The organism is Polaribacter sp. R77954, from assembly GCF_044595335.1.
Lineage (GTDB): Bacteria > Bacteroidota > Bacteroidia > Flavobacteriales > Flavobacteriaceae > Polaribacter.
This window is the reverse complement of sequence record NZ_CP138992.1, coordinates 723,054-741,815: the sequence shown is the minus strand read 5'-3', so window position 1 is coordinate 741,815 and position 18,762 is coordinate 723,054. Positions and strand designations below refer to the sequence as shown.

Below are 18,762 nucleotides of genomic sequence, written 5' to 3'. Positions count from 1 at the left end.
GAGTTCGCTTAAAAAAGATTAAAAAGATTAATCTGATTTTAAAAGTAAGCTGCCAAAAAAGTTGATTAAATGAATTAAAATTGAGGCTAAAAAGATAAAGAAAGATAGCAATAAAATACTACCTAAATTGTCTTTAAATGGTATGTTAGTATACATTAAATTACCTGTATCATCTAAATGAAAAACAGAAATCAAATAGGGGATGATACAAATTATTTGTAGTATAATATGTGTGGCTGTTAACCAATGGTTTGGTTTTTTTTTAATCCAGTACAAAGCCAAGTAATTGATTCCAATGAGTCCGAAATATACTGCTGTTATATAACACCAAAAATCTACACTAATTAAGTAATAAATGTAAGAAATGTTAATATCTATAGATATATTTCTTTTAAAAATGCCTAAAATGATAAAAATAGGAATAAGGCTAAAAAAGAAGAGATGTGGTTTTTGAATAATTTTTTTCAATTAATACATTTTTGGGGTGTTGATAAGTGATGTGCTATGTTATAAGCTGTATATAAAAGAATTTCTCTAATGGTCATTTATCCTAATTTCATTCGGTTTTGTTTCTAAAAAATCAGCTATTTGGTGTTTATCCATTTAAAATTTATTAATGTTAAAAGTATGAAAATTAATTATAATAACAGTTCACTACATTCAACTTACAGTTTATTACAAATCATTTTTATAAAAATAGGTTTAGCGTTTATATTTGAAACTATAAAACCTAAAAAACCGATTATGCAGACTACATCAAATTATATAAAAACAGTATTAAAAGTGTTATGCGTTATTTGCTTTATGGCATTTTCTTTAACATCAGTTTCTCAGAATTCAATTAGAATTAAAACGAATAACGGAAAAAAAAATATTACAATCAATACAAATAGCAATGATTTAAGTATAGAATATGAAGGAGAAATTACTTTAACTGATGATGATAAAGATATTAAAAGTATTTCTAGAGGTGGATTTATAGAAATCAAAAAATCTAGTTTTGGAAGAAGAAGAAGAATTGTGATTGAAAATGATGGTGGTGAATTGGTAAGAAAGTTTTTTATAGGCTGGAGTGAAAAAGACTATTATCCTGATGGAAAAGAATGGTTAGAAGATATTTTGCCAGATGTTTTAGAATCTACAACCATTGGTGCTAAAAGTAGGGTAGATCGTTTTTACAAAAATGGAGGTGCTAATGCTGTACTTGCAGAAATTAAAGGTTTGAATGGCGATTATATTCAAAGTCATTATTTTAAACTGTTATTAGCAAAAGAGTTGAACACTAACGAAATTGCCAATACCATTAAAACAGCAGGCAATACCATAAATTCCGACCATTATTTGAGTAACATTTTAAAAACAAATCAATACCAGTTTTTAAAGAATACCCAAACTATTGATGCTTATATTGATGCTGCTAAACATGTAAATTCCGATCATTATTTAACCACTATTTTAAAAAGTACAATTAGTGATAGAGGAATTTCGGACAATCAATTAAGTAGTTTATTACAAATTGCAGAAAGTATAAATTCCGATCATTATTTAAGTTCTGTTTTAAAGCATATTATGGATAATAGAGCGTTAAATACTCAGAATATGGAACAAATTATGAAGTTGTCTAAAAGTATAAATTCCGATCATTATGCATCAGAAATAATTAGAGAATTGATGAAAAATAATTTAGACAGTGAAGCGCTTATTCAAGTTTTAGAAATTGTTAAAAGTAATATCAATTCAGATCATTATGCTACAGGCATTTATAAAGAGTTAGCGAATAGAAATGATTTAACAGAAAACCAAATTATAACCATTTTAAATGCTATACAAAGCATTAATTCTAGTACGTATTTATCTCAAACATTATTGGCATTTGCACCAAGAGTTAAAAGAGGTTCTGCAAAACTAAAGCAAGCTTATACAAAAACGGCAAAGTCTATTAATTCTGAAACTTATTTTGGACGTGCAATAAAAGCAATTTACTAAAATACAAGTTTGGTAATGAATTTTTTGTAAGATTCATTACCTTGCTTGTATGCCAAACATCAATCCACTAACCAACCACTTCTTAATGAAAAAAATCTTTTTCATAGCTCTTTTGGGTGCTTTACTAGGTGTTGCTATTAGCTATTTTATACTTTATAGCGAGTTACAAGAGGCTTTTAAATACTCTTTTTTTGATGGATTATTGGCCTCTTTATTAGGAACTATAGTTGCTTTGATAATAGCAAAATCATCACTTTTTCTAAATCGTTTTTTTCCTTGGCATAAAAATGTAGGTATCCGTTTGTTTATAGGATTAGTAGTACATTTTACACTAGCTTATTTTTTAGTTTTTAGCGTCTTTTATTGTTATCAATTGTTCTTTTTTGAAGTAACTTCTTTTTTTAATAGGTATTTTTATGCTCAAATAAAAATAGGAGTCATATTATTGCTTTTAATATTGATTTTTGAAGTCATTTACTTTGCCTTGTTTTCTTACTATTCTTATTCTAAATTTCAGATAGAAATTGTAAAACAAGAACGTAAACAGATTGAATTACAATTAAAAGCATTAAAATCTCAACTAAGTCCTCATTTTTTATTCAATTGTTTAAATACAATTTCTTCCTTAATTTATAAAGATGAAAATAGTGCAGAAAAGTTTATAAGACGTTTGGCTAAAATGTATGATTTTACCTTAAAAAGTTACCATCAAAAATTAATTACTGTGCAACAAGAATTAGATTTTGTAAACTCTTATATCTTTCTTTTACAAACTCGTTTTAAAAATAAATTCTCGGTTGTAATTTCTGTTAGTGATGCTGTTTTATTAACTAAAATTCCGCCATTAACCTTACAAATGTTAGTAGAAAATGCTGTAAAGCACAACCAATTATTGCAAGAAAAACCATTAGAAATTCTAATTTCATCAACAAAAACAGCAATAATTGTAGAGAATGTAATTACTAAAACTCCTTTAAATGTTACCTCGTTTAATATTGGTTTAAATAATATAAATTCTCGTTATTTATTATTGATTAACAAAACAATTTCTGTTGTTAGCGGACACACTTTTAGAGTACAAATACCTATTATTGAATGAAAAAGTTATTTGTACATCAACCGCTTTTTAGACTCTTAAGTCCTGCTTTTTCTGGGGCTATTGTGTATTTATTAGTTTTATTACTTAATAATAATGTTGCGCAAATTCAGGAAGAATTTTTTAATGAAGAATTGTATTTCTGTATTGCTTTAAGTTATTTAATTCAAGAATTTTCAAGAGTTTTATTACTTGTTTTTAAGCGTTTTTTATTTCATAAAATTTCCACTATAAACCTACTTTTACAAATAGCCATTTCAATGCTATTGTGCTTTGTATTGGTTACCATAGCTATTCACTTATATTTTAAATATAAACTGGGTTTTTCTGCTACTTTTGATGAAATATTAGTGTTTAATAGTATATTTTGTAGCATTACATTTATTTATATCTTGCTGTTTATCAGTCATCAATATTTATTTAAGATGAATACAGAGCAATTACAGCAAGAAGAACTTATCAAACAAAATATTGAAGATGAATTCAAACAATTTAAGAAAGGAATCAATCCTAATTTATTGTTTGAAAGTTTAGAATCTTTATTGATTTTAATAAAAACAGACAAAGACAAATCAGATGAATTTATAGATTGTTTAGCCTCAATTTACAGATATATTTTGTCTGGTAAAGAAAAACAGCTGATTGCCTTTGCAGAAGAAGTTTGTATTGTTAATGAGTTGGTGCAGTTATTTAATTATTTGCCTTACAGAAATATAAAAATCAAAAACAATTGTAAAAATACCTTTTTAGTAGTACCAAGAAGTTTGTTGTTTATTGTAGAGCAAATTGTAAGAACTATTATTAATACAACAGATAAAATTTTAGAAATTCATTTTAATGAAACAGATGATTTTTTAGAGATTTTTTATATTAAAAATGATAAAATTACAGCATCATTTAGCCTAACAAAAATTAAAGAAGTGGTAAAGACGTATAAAATTTATAATAGTATAGAAATTGAGATTATAGATGATGCGCAAACTCGAAAAATAATTTTACCTAAACTAAAAATAATAGCATAATTATGAACATCGTTATTATTGAAGACGAACAATTAGCCGCAGAAAAACTAGAGCGCTATTTATTAAAATATAAAAGTGATTTAAAAATTATAGCAGTATTATCTAGCATTTCTGATGCAGTAAACTGGTTTGCTACAAATCAAAATTACGATGTAGTTTTTATGGATATTCAATTAACAGACGGTTTGAGTTTTAAGATTTTTAATCAAACCAAAATTAATAAACCTGTAATTTTTACCACTGCTTTTGATGAATATGCTGTAGATGCTTTTAAAGTAAATAGTATTGATTATGTTTTAAAACCTATAACGTTTACAGATATTTCTAAAGCAATGAACAAGCTGAAATTAATGCAAACACTTTTTAATCCTGTTGCATTATCAAAAGTAGTAGAAGTAGTGCAACAGAAAAAAGAAAAAGATCGGTTTTTAGTACGATTGGGTAATCATATCCACTCTATTAAAACAGAAGAAATAGCTTTATTTTTTGCAGAAGGCAGAACTGTATATTTGGTTACCAAAGCAGGTAAAAAATTTATTATAGATTTTAAATTAGAAGATTTAAAAAACTTGCTAAATTCTCATGTATTCTTTAGAGTGAATCGTTCATTTATCATCAATATTACTGCCATAAAAGATGTTATTGTGTATTCTAATAGTCGTTTAAAAATTATGTTAATTGTAAAATTAGATAAAGAAATAATTGTGAGTAGAGAAAAAGTATCTGCTTTTAAAACCTGGTTAGAAGGCGCTTAATTTCTGGTTAAAAATACTACGAAACCTAAGTGTTTTTGTAATGAAATTCGTTGAGATTAAAAAGGGTTAATTAATTAAAAATCAAAACATTAGTAAAAAAATCTAGTATAATATTTTAAAGGATAAAAAATAAGGTAGTTAACAAACTTTATAATTATGGTAAGATTTATAAATTTCAGATGAAAAACTTGTTTCTGTCAATTTAAGATATCAATCAAAAATTATTTATCCGTTTAAATATTCATTGCGTTTAAAATCAATTCCTTTTCTTATTAAATATGCGTGATATGCACTTGGTATATCGTGAGTCCATTTTGGCAAAATTAAAGTGATTAAAATTCTATCAATATGAGAAATTAATCCCATAATTATGGCCATTGTAAAAGGAATGCCAGCGTGACTAAATCCAATTAATGAGGTAAATGCAATTAGTAAAGTAATTCCCCAAAGTTTAGAAAGAAATGCGTGTGTACAGGTTTCTTTTTTAAATTTTATTAAACTAATTACATAACAAGCAATTTCCATTGCTAGAATCGTCCAAATAACAATGGAATGATCAGAGATTAGTTTTGGATATAGTATCCAAGTGGAAAAGCCTATAGATAACCAAAATATCATATCAGTTTGACTATCCATTCTTCTTAATTTTGCTGAAGATATATTTTGTTTTCGTGCAATTATTCCATCTAAAATATCAGAAATCAATCCTAAATACATTAAAATAACGATTATTGTTTTAGTACTTTCTCCAATAAAATAGGCTAAGGCTAATATGATTGGTGCTAATAATAATCGGAAAAATATTAATATAATGGGTATGTTCATTTTAATTTTTGCTAACGTTGCTGTATAAGTTTTGTGCCGAAATTTAAGTACCCAAGTTAGTAAATAATTACAGATAAAAAAATCGACGAGAACTATAGCATGAACTTAAAAAAAAAAGCAATAAATTAAGTGTTTTGTTGGCCGTAGTTATTTTTTTTGACCAACAAATCGAATTACGGAACCTTTACCATTGTGATATAAACCTTCATTTAATTCAATTTCTTTTTCTTTTAATTCAATGATATCAAAATCTTTATAATAAGAAATTATTTCTTCTTTAGAATATAAAACAGCCAAATCAGAAGGTCCACCAACTTTAGGGTTTTTCATTTTGAAATCAATATGATTTTTTGAGAACGCTTCAAATATTACTATTCCGCCTTTTTTCAATTTTGAACAAAGCATTTTATGGTATTCAGCTTTAATATTTGCAGGAAAGTGAGCATATATTAAAGCAATGACATTAAATGTTTCATCCTCATAATCTAAGTCTGGGAGGTAACCTACTTGATAATGGATTTTAGTTTCTTCAATATCAGCTAGTACCAAAGCTTTCTTTTTTCCTTCTAGGCTAATATCAAAAGCATCTACATTCCAGCCTAAAGAAGCTGCATGTACAGCATTTCTGCCTTCTCCTTCTGCAGGAAATAAAATATTCCCAGGCTTAATCGTTGCTAATTGTTGTTTTAAAAAATCATTAGGTTTTTTGCCATAGGCAAACTCGTCTTGTTTATATCTATCGTTCCAAAATGACTCCATCTTACTTTTTATTTTTTATTTTGATGCTATATTGTTAAGGTAACATTTACTTTAAATTTAGTGTCAACTCCTCCTTTTAATTCATAAAACTCTTTGTCTATTTTAATTTTATGAATTGATTTGTTTTTTTGAGACTATTATTTTTTACATTTTTATTAGTTTATTTTGAAATTTATGACTCACATTAGCAACAAAAAACAGACCTAAAAACGATGTCATAAGTATAGATGTAAGGTTTATTAAACCTACTAACTGAAAACCTAAACCTGTAAAAGCTCATGATCCAATCATGTTTACCATTACTAAAGTTAAAACAGTGAAAGTGATAATTCTAAAGTAAAATTATATTCATTAAAAAATGATTAACACAAAAAAATCAAAGGTAAATTATATGTATACCTTATTTAGTAACTAATGTAACATATATGAGTTTTTTCAAATTATTGCTATTGTTGATGTATTAGATTAGTTGCTTGTTTTAGCAATAAAGTTACTAAATATGATAGGGTTTCCATGAATAGGTTTTTGCGGGCAATATTTTTACATAGTGTTGTGCATTCGTTTTTATTCAAATCTTGTCACTTTAATTTTGCTGTAATTACTTCCAATTTCATCTATTCTTTTCTCAAAATATCTCGAAGTCAGTTTAAAAAAACTTCTAACTCCGATTTCGTGTTTAATTGCCGATTTCAATTGGTTTTCGGTAAAATTTTTATCAATTTTCTTTATTTCATTTAATTCTTCTAAGAAAAAATTAAGATGCGGATCTTTTGCCACTTCTATTTCTTCAGGAATTTTTTCGCCAAAGTCTATTTCTAATTCAGCATCTTCACCAGCAATTACTCGCTTCCGTTTATTTTCTGAAATGATATTATATCCAAAAAAATCAATTGTTTGATCTAAAGTCAATATAGCAATTTCAGATTTTGGAAATTCTTTAATTAACCTTTTTTCTAAACCAGACTGTTGTTTATTGTAAAATTGAAAAACTAAATCTCTACTAACAATAAATATTGTTTCCTTGTATTTTCCTATTGAAATTCCATTTTCTCTTTGAGCTTCATTTAGGCTAATTTCATTTCTAGGGTTTAATTTATCTAATCCTATTTTTTTTGGAATATCTGTAATACTAACGTTTACAGCATTCGTAATTACAATAATGTAAATCTTAAAACCCATATTTTCTTAATTAGCTGATTTTTTTCAATTACGTAACGTTGTACAAGATTTAGTTACGTTGATTTACTAATAAAATTACTAAATAATTATTGATAAAGCGTAGGTTAGAAGCAAGCAATTCATATTCTTTTATAAAACTGAAAGAAACAAAAGGATTATGAAATACAAAATAGTCATATTTAGAATCTTCTACCTAAACTTTAACCTCTCCATTTAATATTTTTTGAATCGGTGTATTATTTCTTTTTGTTTTAACGCTTTTGTCATAAAATATTCTATAACCAGCATAAGTTTTTGGTTTATTAAAAATTTACAGTTTTATTAGAGAATCATTTTTATCTATAAAAATAAACATCGCTTTGTATGCTAGTTTCCAGTTATAGAATAAAGCAAAAATCAATAAATAAAATATATTATGAATCTCGATTTTCATAGGTTTACCATCTAAATATAAACAGATAAAGTTAGAAAAATAATAGACATTAATGTCAAAATTAAAACCAAAGGCAACACAAATTTTATTTTTTTCATCTTTAAAAAATGCTATAGTAGATTTTAAAGATACTATCAATTTTATTTTTTGGGTATAAACTTTAAAGCAACACCATTTATACAATGGCGTTTTCCTGTAGTTTCACTTGGTCCATCATTAAAAGAATGGCCTAAATGACCACCACAAGTGTTACATTTTAGTTCGGTTCTTGCATAACCAATTTTATAATCTACATCTTTTTCTACATTTCCTTTTATAGCTCTATCAAATGATGGCCAACCAGAGCCTGAATCGTATTTGTGTTCTGATTTATAAAGTGGAGTTTCACAAGCTGCACAAACAAAAATACCTTCTTTTTTTTCTTTGTTTAGTGGGCTTGTAAATGCTCTTTCTGTACCTGCTTCTCGTAAAACATAGTATGCCATTGGCGAAAGTGTTTTTCTCCATTCAGCATCAGTTTTTTCTACTTTGTAGATTTTCTTTTTTTCTTTAGATAGGTTTTGAGCTTTACTTGTACAACTAATCATTAATATTAAAATAAAAATACTTGTTATTTTTTTCATATTTAATGTATTATAAATTCTATTTTTGTTTTTATTGTTTTTATCTTTAAAAAATTTTCTCTGTTTTTATTATAAAAGTACTCCTTTATATGTGTTGTATGTCGAATTTGTTAGGCATAACTTACATGTTTATCAGTATCAATACTATTATGAATACTCAAAACAGTTTTTTTAATGTATTTAGTAATTTACTTGTAAAATAATCCTTTAGTTTTAACTACTATTGTTGTGTAAAAATAACAGGTAAATAATTTAGAGCTAAGGTAAGTGCTTAATAAATCATTCAAATAATTTTTCTTTTTCAATTATAAATTATTGAAAATTTGTGAAATTCAGAACAAAATATTATTTTAGAATAAATTGTAACATAATTAAATTTTAAATATCATTTGAATAGTTAATTAAAAAAAGTATCAAATATATTCATGTAGTGACTAAGTTATAAATTTAGTGTCTTAATTCATGAAATAAAAAGTAAAAAAATGAAAAAAATAATAGTATTATTAATAGTTGCCTTCTTGTTTGTAGAGTGCAGTACTGTGCCAATAACGGGTAGAAAAAGAATTAATTTGGTAAGTGACGCTCAGGTATTACCTGCTAGTTTTACACAATACAGCAATTTTTTAGAAGAAAATAAATTGTCTACGAACAGAGAAATGACCAATCAAATAAAAAATGTGGGAAAAAATATTTCTGCAGCTGTAGATAGATTTATGCGTGCCAATAATATGGTAGAAGAAGCAAATGCTTATAAGTGGGAATTTAATTTAATTGAAGACAAAACAGTAAACGCTTGGTGTATGCCAGGTGGTAAAGTGGTTTTTTATACAGGAATTATGCCAATTTGTGCAAATGAAGATGGAGTAGCAGCAGTTATGGGTCATGAAATTGCACATGCATTTGCAAAACACGGACAAGAAAGAATGACAAACTCTTATGGTCAACAAATAGGTGGCTTATTAGTAGCTTTAGGAACATCTAATAAAAGTGCCGAAAGTCAACAGATATGGAATACTGCGTATGGTGTTGGGTCTGGTTTAGGAATGTTAAAATTTAGTAGAACTCACGAGCAAGAAGCAGATAGGTTAGGTTTAGTTTTTATGATTATGGCTGGTTATGATGGAACAGAAGCAGCAGAAGTTTGGGTAAGAATGAGTGAAAAATCTGGTGGAAGTTCTACTCCAGAAATTTTAAGTACACACCCTTCTAATGCATCAAGAATTCAAGATCTTAGAACTTATTTGCCAACTGCAAGAAAATATGCTGCGCAATATAATGCAAATGGTAATGTAAAGTAAATAGATAACAAAATAGATTGCCTATATTGTAGCCGTTCAATAATAAAATTTTTTTGAACGGTTTTTTTGTAAATTATTTTGATTTAAATTCTTGCTGTAAACTAAAATTGATGTTAAAAATAGGAGATAAAAAATTAATTAATGCTTGGGCATTTTACGATTGGGCAAATTCTGTGTATTCTTTAGTAATTGGTACAGCCATTTTTCCTATCTACTATGCAGGGTTAACAGCAGCAGCAGGTTTTGCAAATGAACAAGGTAAAATAGCTTTTTTGGGTACAGTATGGAATCCGATTACTTTGTATGATTACGCATTGGCTTTTTCTTTTTTAGTGGTTGCATTTATGTCTCCAATGTTATCGGGTATTGCAGATTATGCAGGTAACAAAAAGAAATTTTTAAAAGGTTTTTGCTTATTAGGCTCAATATCAGTAATGTGTTTGTTTTTTTTTACGGATAAAGAAACACTTTGGGTGGGTATAGTATTTACTATTTTGGCAAGTATTGGTTTTTGGGGGAGTATTGTTTTTTACAATGCATATTTGCCAGAAGTTGCGCATCCAGAACAACAAGATAACGTTAGTGCAAAAGGTTTTATGTTAGGTTACACAGGGTCTATCATTTTATTAATTATGTGTTTAGTTTTGATAGAAACTGAAGTATTTGGTTTTTTTGATAAACAATTTGGCTCTCAATTATCATTTGTTTTAGTAGGTATTTGGTGGCTAGGTTTTGCACAAATTACCTATGCAAGATTGCCAAATGAAGAAAAAAAATTGTTACCTAAAGACAATTATTTTAAAAAAGGACTAAAAGAAATTAAGGCTGTTGCTCATGAACTTTTTCAATATAGAGAGTTAAAAATATTTTTAATTTCTTTTTTTCTATTGAGTATAGGTGTGCAGACCATTATTTTAATGGCGGGTATTTTCGGAACTATTTTGGGTTTAGCCACATTAAATTTAATAGGTACTATTTTAATTGTTCAATTTGTAGGTATTTTAGGGGCTTTTTTGTTTTCGAGATTATCCAACAAAATAGGAAATATTTCGACGTTAAAAATTACAATTGCCATTTGGGGCTTGGTTTGTTTTATTGGTTTTAATTTAACGAAAGATACACCTAATATAGATCTATACTTTTATATTTTAGGTGGATTAATTGGCTTGGTTATGGGTGCAATACAATCTTTAGCAAGATCTACCTATTCTAAATTACTACCAGAAACAGAAGATACTACTTCTTATTTTAGCTTTTTTGATGTTACCGAAAAAATTGCATTAGTGGTTGGTATGATTACTTTTGGAGTATTAAACTCTATGTTTACCATTCAATCTAGTGTATTAGCCTTGGCAATTTTTTTCTTAGCGGCTTTTATTTTTTTAAGTAGAATTAAAAAAACAAAATATGTACAATAGTTTATTTTGAGAAGATTTTATGGATATGATCTTTCTCGATTTGTAAAACAAAATCAATTAAAATTTCTTGATCTTTTTGGTTGAGTTTATTCAACATTTCTTCACCTTTGGTAATGGTTTCTAAGGCTAACTCTAAACCAATAATCTCTTTTTTAGAAAAAACTTTTTGTTTCTTTTTCATTTTAGAAATTAGAAATGCGATAATTTCTTTAATTTTTTCTACCAACTCTTTATCATAAATAATGTTGAAAAACGTTTCTGTGTTTTTCATAAATTCTTCAATTTCTTTATAAGGCAAAAATTGAATTAGAGCATTTATTTTTTCAGTGGAGTAGGGAGGTTCAATTTTTTTTTGAATTGCTTTAGTTACTAAAGCACTTTCAAATTTTGTGGCACCTCTAAAAGACTTCATTGCTTTTAAGCCAGCGTTGAATATTTTAGGTAAATGCTTTCCATGTGTAAAAATTAATTGAAAAGAATCTAAAACTAAGTTTAATAATTTTTCAGGATGTTTTATAAAGTCATCTAAAGTACTAAATGCTTCATTTAAGGTTGCTCTTTTTTCTAAATCAGGATAAACGTAGGTTAAAAAATAGTTTTTAATATCATTTACAATATCTTGATTTATTGTATCAGGAAAATCATATTTTTTCTTTAAAAGATGGTATTGATAACGATCTTTTATTAGATTTCTATATCCTATGATAATTTCGTTTAATATAGTTTCTTTAGGCATATATAATATTCAAAAACATTTTTGTTAGGGCAACATAAGATAAACTTTTCAAAACGATTAATATTAAAAACAAAAAAGCAGTTGTTTAAACTGCTTTTTTGTTTTTTAAATATTCTTTTTACTCTACAGTAACATTAAAAGTAAGTTCTATATCTGTTGTACCTGCACCAGATAAAGCGTCTGTAACTGTTCCATCATTTGGTTTTTTTCCTTCATGTATCACAGCAATGGTTAACGAGCCATTTCCTGCACCACCTGTAGTAACATTAGTTGTAAAACCTAAAGGGTTTGAGTTTCCATCAACGTCGGTAGTTTCAAACGTAAGATCTGCAACATTAGTTATGTAAAAAACTTCGTGTTCATCTGCTTCATTTTCTATAATTTCAGCACTAATATCTTCATCTTCTTCAAGGTTTATTAATTTAAAAACACCAGAATAAGATGCGTTTGCAGTTAAAGAACCAGAAACAACAGTAGTACCATCTGCACCACCTTCACCATCTTCATCAGTAAACGTAAAAGTTACTATATCTGTTGCATCATTTGTGTTGGTAAGTGTGTATTCTACTTTTGTAATTTCCTCTTCGTGTTCATGTTCTTCTTCATGTACTTCAATATTAAAAATCACTTCAATATCGGTTGTTCCAGATTCAGATAATGCATCTGCAATTGTACCATCATTTGGTTTTTTTCCTTCATGCACTACAGAAATAGTTAATGATCCTTCACCTTCTTCTCCAGTTGTTACAGTGGTATTGAATCCTACAAAATTTGAATTTGCATCTACATCAGTGGTCTCAAAATTAAGTGTAGCAATATCAGTTATATAAAATATTTCATGTTCTTCTGCTTCACTTTCAATAATTTCTGCGCTCACATCTTCATTTTCTGCTAGATTCATTAATTTTAAGACTCCTGTATAGGTTGCATTTGCAGCTAAATGATCAGATACAACAGTAGTTCCGTCTGCACCACCTTCACCATCTTCATCAGTAAATGTAAGTGTTACTTCATCTGTACTATCTTCAACATTGGTAAGTGTATAAACCAACTGAGTAATTTCTTCTTCATGTTCGTGATCATCATGATCATCATGATCATCGTCTGAACACGCAGTAAAAGTTAGCGCCGAAATAAATAAAATGGCTAATAATTTGGTAATTTTAATAGTATTTGGAATTTTCATAATTTTGTTTAATAATTTAATTTAATTTTTAGGTTATAGTTTCTACCTAAATCATCTGCAAAATATCGCAATCTGTTTAAATGTTCTCTGTATGCTACATTGAACATGTTTTCTATGTTAAACTCTACTTGTAAACTACTTTGTTTAAAAACATTAAATACTGCTGATGTATTTAAGCCAAATAAAGAATATGTAGGAGGTGTAGTGCTAATATCTACAAGAACATCTTCTTGAGATATGGCATTAAAAGTAAAAAAGTTGTAATCTGGAAATCTCTTTTGTTGTAAAACCGTCTTATGATGTATACCGATTTTTAATTGGTTTAAATTTGGATTCGTATAAATTAATCGATTACTGAAATTAGTTGCTGGCATGTGAATTAAAGGTAATTTATCGGTTAAATTATCACCTTGTAATAGACTTAAACTTCCTGAATATTTAAAACTATCGCTAATTTTTTTGTTGATATCAATATCAACTCCAAAAATTTGTGCATTAATTTGATAATATTGCCATTCTGTAAAAGCTCCTCTAATTGTTGTTACAGCTTTACCATTGGGTATTAGTTGAATAAAATCTTTGATATATTTGTAATATGGACTTATCGAAAAACCAAAACTGTCAGAATTACGTTCAAAAGAGGCTATAAAATTGTTGGCAACTTCATTTTTTAATAAAAGACTACCTGTTTCTATTCTTGCAGCACTATGGTGTAAGCCATTACTAAATAGTTCAGAAACATTGGGTGTTCTTGAAGCCAATCCGTAATTGAATAACAACTTAAAATCGTTCTTTAAAAGTTGTGATAGTCCTAAACTTGCAGAAAAATTGTTGAAATTGAATTTAGGAGAAGTGAAAATTTCAAAATTATCTATAATACCAGAACTAAATTCTGGAAATAATTCATCGTAATTATTTTCTTCCCAATCAAATACTTTGTATTTCTTTTCTGCTTCTATTCTAGCAAAGTCATATCTAAAACCTGCGCTAATTTCTGTATTTACATTTAATTTATACTTGGCTATGGTATAAATACCGGTTTCATATTTGTCGTAATCAGGAATTAAAGGAATACTAATTCTTGTGATGGATTCATCTGCTGAATCATTTTGTTGAAAACGCAATAAAAACCCCGAGTTAATTTCTAAATTATCTATGGCATCAATTTTTAAATTAGGCTGAAAAGAGGTTGTAAACAAAGTAAAGTCTGCAGCAGCTAGATCTCTAAAACTGGCTCTTCTTCTATCAAATTCTTTTCTTCTATTGAGTTGAAAATCGTACTGTAATGTTAATTTTCCTAGTCCTTTAAACCGTTTGTAAGCTTCTAATTTTGCTAAATGATGTGTTATGGTTTGTTTAGGATTATCAATAGTATACGTAAAATCATCAACAAAAGAAGGTTCTTTTCTATTAATTGCATTTACTAAATCATTTACATTACCTACATGTGCAGCTCTAATGATACCAATAGTATTATCCACATAACTGTAATAAACATCAAAACCTTTTTCAAAAGATTTGTATCCAAACCTTGTAGAAGCATTTATGTTTTTAATACCAGAGTTCGACAAATTATAATTGGCGGCATTAAAATCACCAAACATTCTATAATTTGCCTGTAGCTTGGTGTAAAAACCACTTTTAAAAGTTTTTATCAACTTAGAATTCATATTCCCTCCATAACCATTAGAATTTAATGATGTTGATGTGCTGCCAAATAAACTGTCTTTAGCTGCATAATTATCAGGACGTATTAAAATCAAACCTCCTATAGCATCACTACCATACATCAGCGTATTTGCACCTTTTACAATATCAATTCTATCACTAGCATTAATATCTATATTAGGTGCATGTTCAGCACCCCATTCTTGATCAAATTGACGAACATTATTATTAATAATCAATAATCTACTACTATGTAAACCATGAATCATTGGTTTTACAATAGCGTTACCGGTATTTAAAGAAGATACACCACTAACTGTATTTAAGACATCTCCTAAAGATTTATCTGTAAAATCAGCAATTACTTCTTTTTTAATAGTTTGTTCTACACTTGTTTGTTCGGTTTTTGTATTGGTTTTTACAAAAACCTCATTTAACTTTTCTAAATGATGCTCTAAAAATATTTCTTTTGATATGGGTTTGTTTAGATTTAGCGTGATTTGTTTAGTATCACAAGAAATATGACGTACTTCTACAATGATTTTCCCTTTGCAGAGTTTACTTATTTCAAAATTTCCATCAAGATCTGATGTAGTGTATTTTTTTAAATTTAAAATAGCAACAGATGCACCAACAATTGGTGTATTATCATGAAAATCAATAATTTTACCTTTAAAGGTAAACTCACAATCTTGTGCAGTTACTTTTGTGCTTATAGCACATAGAAACATACACAAAAAGAAAAATTTTTGCATTGAAGTAATTTTTTGTGTTCAAAAAAAAAAGAATTTTTAGGCATGAACACAAAGAGGTGGTCCTCTTAAAGAAAACGATAATTGATAGTGATTTTTTAAGAAACTATATTGTGTACTAACACTTTTAGAAATGTTAGTTTTTATAGGAATAGAATAATTTATATTAGCTAAAAAAGAAGTACTCTGTTTGTATAAATGTAGTTTACAGTCTACATCTTTTTGATGAATATGTTGCTCTATCTTTGAATTACAGACTTTATGTTCGTGATTAAGAGCATCATGAATAGAATTAACAGCAATTGGCAATATAAAAACTGCCAATAGAAAAAAACCGATATGTTTTTTAAACGTTTTGATGTTATTTTTTCTTTCTGATTCTTAAATTTAACAACTCTACACTTAAAGAAAATGCAATCGCAAAGTACAAATATCCTTTAGGAATTACACCAACAGTTTTGTTAAAAAACATGGTATGTGATAAATGTGCACCCTCTGCAATTAACATAAAACCGATTAAAATTAAAAAAGATAATGCCAACATTTGAATTGTTGGATTTCTTTCTACAAAGTTATTGATTGGCTGAGAGAAAATCATCATAATTATTATAGAAACAATCACTGCAATAATCATAATAATCAATGCACCATCAATTCCGTTGGTCATACCAACTGCAGTTAAAATACTATCAAAAGAAAAAACAATATCTATAAGTATTATTTGAATAATTACACTTTTAAAAGAAATAATTTTGGGCGATTTTAAAACAATATCTTCATTTGTTTTTTCAACTTTTTGTCGAATTTCATTAGTGCTTTTGTATAATAAAAAAATACCGCCTAAAAATAAAATAATACTTTGGCCAGTTAAGCCTGTTTTAAACCAGCCTAAATCTATTGTTAAAAATGGGTTTTTTAAAGCAATTAAATAAGATACACTAAACAATAGTAAAATTCTGGTAATCATAGCCAATCCCAAACCAAGTAGAGTAGCTTTTTTTACTTGATTTTTAGGTAATTTGTTTGCGGATATTGATATAAAGATAACATTATCAATACCCAACACAATTTCTAAAAAAGTAAGTGTAATTAAAGAAACCCAAGTTTCCGCTTGTAAAAACAGTTCCATTTATTTTACTTTAAAAACAGTTCCTTTCTTTGAAAATTTCGAAAAACCAATTTTTACAGTAAAATCATAAGAATCTTCTCGAATTTCATTGATTTGTACAAACATTGGATCTTCTTGTAAACTGTTTTTTGGGTTAATATACTTTAAAGTGTAAAAGAAATTATTTTTCCATTTTATAGATAACGTATCAATGTTGTTGCCATACTTACTAATTTGTATGGTATCTTTTCTAATAATGGTTTCTTTTACAAAATTATCTCCAGCAGGAATTTCGAAAACCCCAATTTTGAATTTATCTGAATTGTCTTTAAATTCTGACTTGCACGAAGAAAAGAATAAAAGTATTGAAGATAGAATTATGAAGATTGAAGTACGAAGTATTACGTATAAAGAAAAAGGTTTAAATAAGCACTTCCAACTTCCAACTTCCAACTTCCAGCTCTTAAAACTCTTTTTTTGCATCATCATAATTTTCATTTATTTAATTTTCAAATTCAAACTTCTTTTTCAAACTAAATTCCAGTATAATTACTTGGTGTAATTACTTTTAATTCGTTTTTAATTTCATCAGAAACCTCTAAAGTATCTATAAAATTAGCAATTGAATTTTGGTTTATTTTTTCGTTTGTTCTTGTTAAGCCTTTTAATGCTTCATATGGATTTGGATATGCTTCTCTTCTTAAAATGGTTTGAATAGCTTCTGCAACCACAGCCCAATTGTTTTCTAAATCTTGTTCAAACTTTTCTTTATTTAACAATAATTTATTCAATCCTTTTAAGGTAGATGTAAATGCAATAATGGTATGCCCAAATGGTACACCAACGTTACGTAAAACAGTACTATCAGTTAAATCTCTCTGTAATCTAGAAATTGGTAATTTTGCAGATAAGTGTTCAAAAATGGCATTTGCAATACCTAAATTTCCTTCCGAATTTTCAAAATCAATAGGGTTAACTTTGTGTGGCATTGCAGAAGAACCCACTTCTCCTTTTTTTATTTTTTGCTTAAAATAATCCATAGAAACATAGGTCCAGAAATCTCTATCTAAATCTATGATAATTGTATTGATACGTTTTAAAGTATCAAACAAAGCAGCCATATGGTCATAATGCTCAATTTGAGTTGTAGGAAATGAGTGTTGTAAACCTAATTTTTCTTGTACAAAATCAGTTCCAAATGCTTTCCAATCAATAGTTGGGTAAGCCACTTTATGAGCGTTATAATTACCAGTTGCACCGCCAAATTTTGCGGCACTAGGTATATCATTTAATAAATTGAATTGCTCTTTTAAACGCACTACATAAACTTCAATTTCTTTTCCTAAACGTGTTGGAGATGCAGGCTGACCATGCGTTCTTGCCAACATAGAAATATCTGCCCATTCTACAACTAATTCTTGTAGTTTTTCTAAAACTTCAAAATAATGAGGAACAAAAACGTCATTCATTGCTTCTTTAATAGAAAGCGGAATAGCAGTATTGTTAATGTCTTGTGATGTTAAGCCAAAATGAATAAATTCTTTATCTTTTTCTAAACCTAAAGCATCAAATTTTTCTTTGATAAAATACTCAACAGCCTTTACGTCATGATTGGTAATTTTCTCAATATCTTTTATTTTCTGAGCATCTTCAGTAGTAAAATCAACATAAATTTTACGTAATTCTTCAAATAAATTGGTGTCAAAACCAGCCAATTGAGGCAAAGGGATTTGGCATAAAGCAATAAAATACTCAATTTCTACACGAACTCTGTATTTTATCAAAGCTTCTTCAGAAAAATAGTTTGCTAATTTAGATATTTTACCTCTGTAACGACCGTCAATAGGAGAGATGGCATTTAATTGTGTCAAGTTCATTTTAATTCTGTTGTTAAATGCAAAAATACGTATTTCAACAG

17 protein-coding genes are annotated in these 18,762 nt (G+C 27.6%); 6 read left to right on the top strand and 11 right to left on the bottom strand.

Features of this window, described 5'->3' with window-relative positions:
* Positions 1–27: 27 nt before the first annotated feature.
* Positions 28–468: a hypothetical protein gene (locus SJY27_RS03300; protein ID WP_397446838.1), complete on the bottom strand. Its 441-nt coding sequence runs from the start codon at positions 466–468 to the stop codon at positions 28–30.
* Positions 469–627: 159 nt separating this feature from the next.
* On the opposite strand from SJY27_RS03300, the gene SJY27_RS03295 reads away from it, so the two are divergent.
* From SJY27_RS03295 to SJY27_RS03280, 4 genes are all read left to right on the top strand, one after another.
* On the top strand, positions 628–1,986 hold the full coding sequence (locus SJY27_RS03295) for a hypothetical protein (RefSeq protein WP_397446837.1): 1,359 nt from the start codon (positions 628–630) through the stop codon (positions 1,984–1,986).
* A gap of 85 nt (positions 1,987–2,071) precedes the next feature.
* Positions 2,072–3,085 carry a sensor histidine kinase gene (locus tag SJY27_RS03290; RefSeq protein WP_397446836.1) on the top strand — a complete coding sequence of 338 codons (1,014 nt, stop codon included), beginning with the start codon at positions 2,072–2,074 and terminating at the stop codon, positions 3,083–3,085.
* Positions 3,082–4,104 (top strand): histidine kinase, encoded by a 1,023-nt coding sequence (locus SJY27_RS03285; RefSeq protein ID WP_397446835.1) that lies wholly within the window; start codon positions 3,082–3,084, stop codon positions 4,102–4,104. Before SJY27_RS03290 ends, SJY27_RS03285 begins: the two co-directional genes overlap by 4 nt.
* Positions 4,105–4,106: 2 nt before the next feature.
* The gene (locus SJY27_RS03280) at positions 4,107–4,859 is read left to right on the top strand and encodes a LytR/AlgR family response regulator transcription factor (RefSeq protein WP_397446834.1); all 753 of its coding nucleotides are present in this window, start codon (positions 4,107–4,109) and stop codon (positions 4,857–4,859) included.
* Between the two features lie 225 nt (positions 4,860–5,084).
* Here SJY27_RS03280 and SJY27_RS03275 read toward each other — a convergent pair whose 3' ends face one another.
* The 4 genes from SJY27_RS03275 to msrB all read right to left on the bottom strand — a co-directional run bounded on the left by SJY27_RS03275 (position 5,085) and on the right by msrB (position 8,678).
* Positions 5,085–5,684, bottom strand: coding sequence for a CDP-alcohol phosphatidyltransferase family protein (locus SJY27_RS03275; protein ID WP_397446833.1), 600 nt, complete (start codon positions 5,682–5,684; stop codon positions 5,085–5,087).
* Between the two features lie 147 nt (positions 5,685–5,831).
* The gene (locus SJY27_RS03270; RefSeq protein ID WP_397446832.1) at positions 5,832–6,443 is read right to left on the bottom strand and encodes a class I SAM-dependent methyltransferase; all 612 of its coding nucleotides are present in this window, start codon (positions 6,441–6,443) and stop codon (positions 5,832–5,834) included.
* A 564-nt stretch (positions 6,444–7,007) separates the two neighbouring features.
* The gene (locus tag SJY27_RS03265; protein WP_397446831.1) at positions 7,008–7,622 is read right to left on the bottom strand and encodes a hypothetical protein; all 615 of its coding nucleotides are present in this window, start codon (positions 7,620–7,622) and stop codon (positions 7,008–7,010) included.
* 573 nt (positions 7,623–8,195) lie between these two features.
* Positions 8,196–8,678 carry a peptide-methionine (R)-S-oxide reductase MsrB gene (msrB, locus tag SJY27_RS03260; RefSeq protein WP_397446830.1) on the bottom strand — a complete coding sequence of 161 codons (483 nt, stop codon included), beginning with the start codon at positions 8,676–8,678 and terminating at the stop codon, positions 8,196–8,198.
* Between the two features lie 482 nt (positions 8,679–9,160).
* On the opposite strand from msrB, the gene SJY27_RS03255 reads away from it, so the two are divergent.
* Complete coding sequence (locus SJY27_RS03255) at positions 9,161–9,976, top strand: M48 family metallopeptidase (RefSeq protein WP_397446829.1); 816 nt, start codon at positions 9,161–9,163, stop codon at positions 9,974–9,976.
* A gap of 110 nt (positions 9,977–10,086) precedes the next feature.
* On the top strand, positions 10,087–11,394 hold the full coding sequence (locus SJY27_RS03250; RefSeq protein ID WP_397446828.1) for an MFS transporter: 1,308 nt from the start codon (positions 10,087–10,089) through the stop codon (positions 11,392–11,394).
* A gap of 1 nt (position 11,395) precedes the next feature.
* On the opposite strand, the gene SJY27_RS03245 is transcribed toward SJY27_RS03250, so the two are convergent.
* The 6 genes from SJY27_RS03245 to purB form a co-directional block, all read right to left on the bottom strand.
* Positions 11,396–12,130: a hypothetical protein gene (locus SJY27_RS03245; RefSeq protein ID WP_397446827.1), complete on the bottom strand. Its 735-nt coding sequence runs from the start codon at positions 12,128–12,130 to the stop codon at positions 11,396–11,398.
* A gap of 118 nt (positions 12,131–12,248) precedes the next feature.
* Positions 12,249–13,316 carry a hypothetical protein gene (locus SJY27_RS03240; RefSeq protein WP_397446826.1) on the bottom strand — a complete coding sequence of 356 codons (1,068 nt, stop codon included), beginning with the start codon at positions 13,314–13,316 and terminating at the stop codon, positions 12,249–12,251.
* Between the two features lie 8 nt (positions 13,317–13,324).
* Entirely contained in the window at positions 13,325–15,739 is a 2,415-nt protein-coding gene (locus SJY27_RS03235) for a TonB-dependent receptor domain-containing protein (protein WP_397446825.1), read from the bottom strand.
* 358 nt (positions 15,740–16,097) lie between these two features.
* Positions 16,098–16,865, bottom strand: a complete 768-nt coding sequence (locus SJY27_RS03230; protein WP_397446824.1) for a TerC family protein — start codon at positions 16,863–16,865, stop codon at positions 16,098–16,100.
* Positions 16,866–17,333 carry a hypothetical protein gene (locus SJY27_RS03225; RefSeq protein ID WP_397446823.1) on the bottom strand — a complete coding sequence of 156 codons (468 nt, stop codon included), beginning with the start codon at positions 17,331–17,333 and terminating at the stop codon, positions 16,866–16,868. It abuts the gene before it with no gap.
* A gap of 44 nt (positions 17,334–17,377) precedes the next feature.
* The gene (purB, locus tag SJY27_RS03220) at positions 17,378–18,721 is read right to left on the bottom strand and encodes an adenylosuccinate lyase (RefSeq protein WP_397446822.1); all 1,344 of its coding nucleotides are present in this window, start codon (positions 18,719–18,721) and stop codon (positions 17,378–17,380) included.
* Between the last annotated feature and the right edge of the window lie 41 nt (positions 18,722–18,762).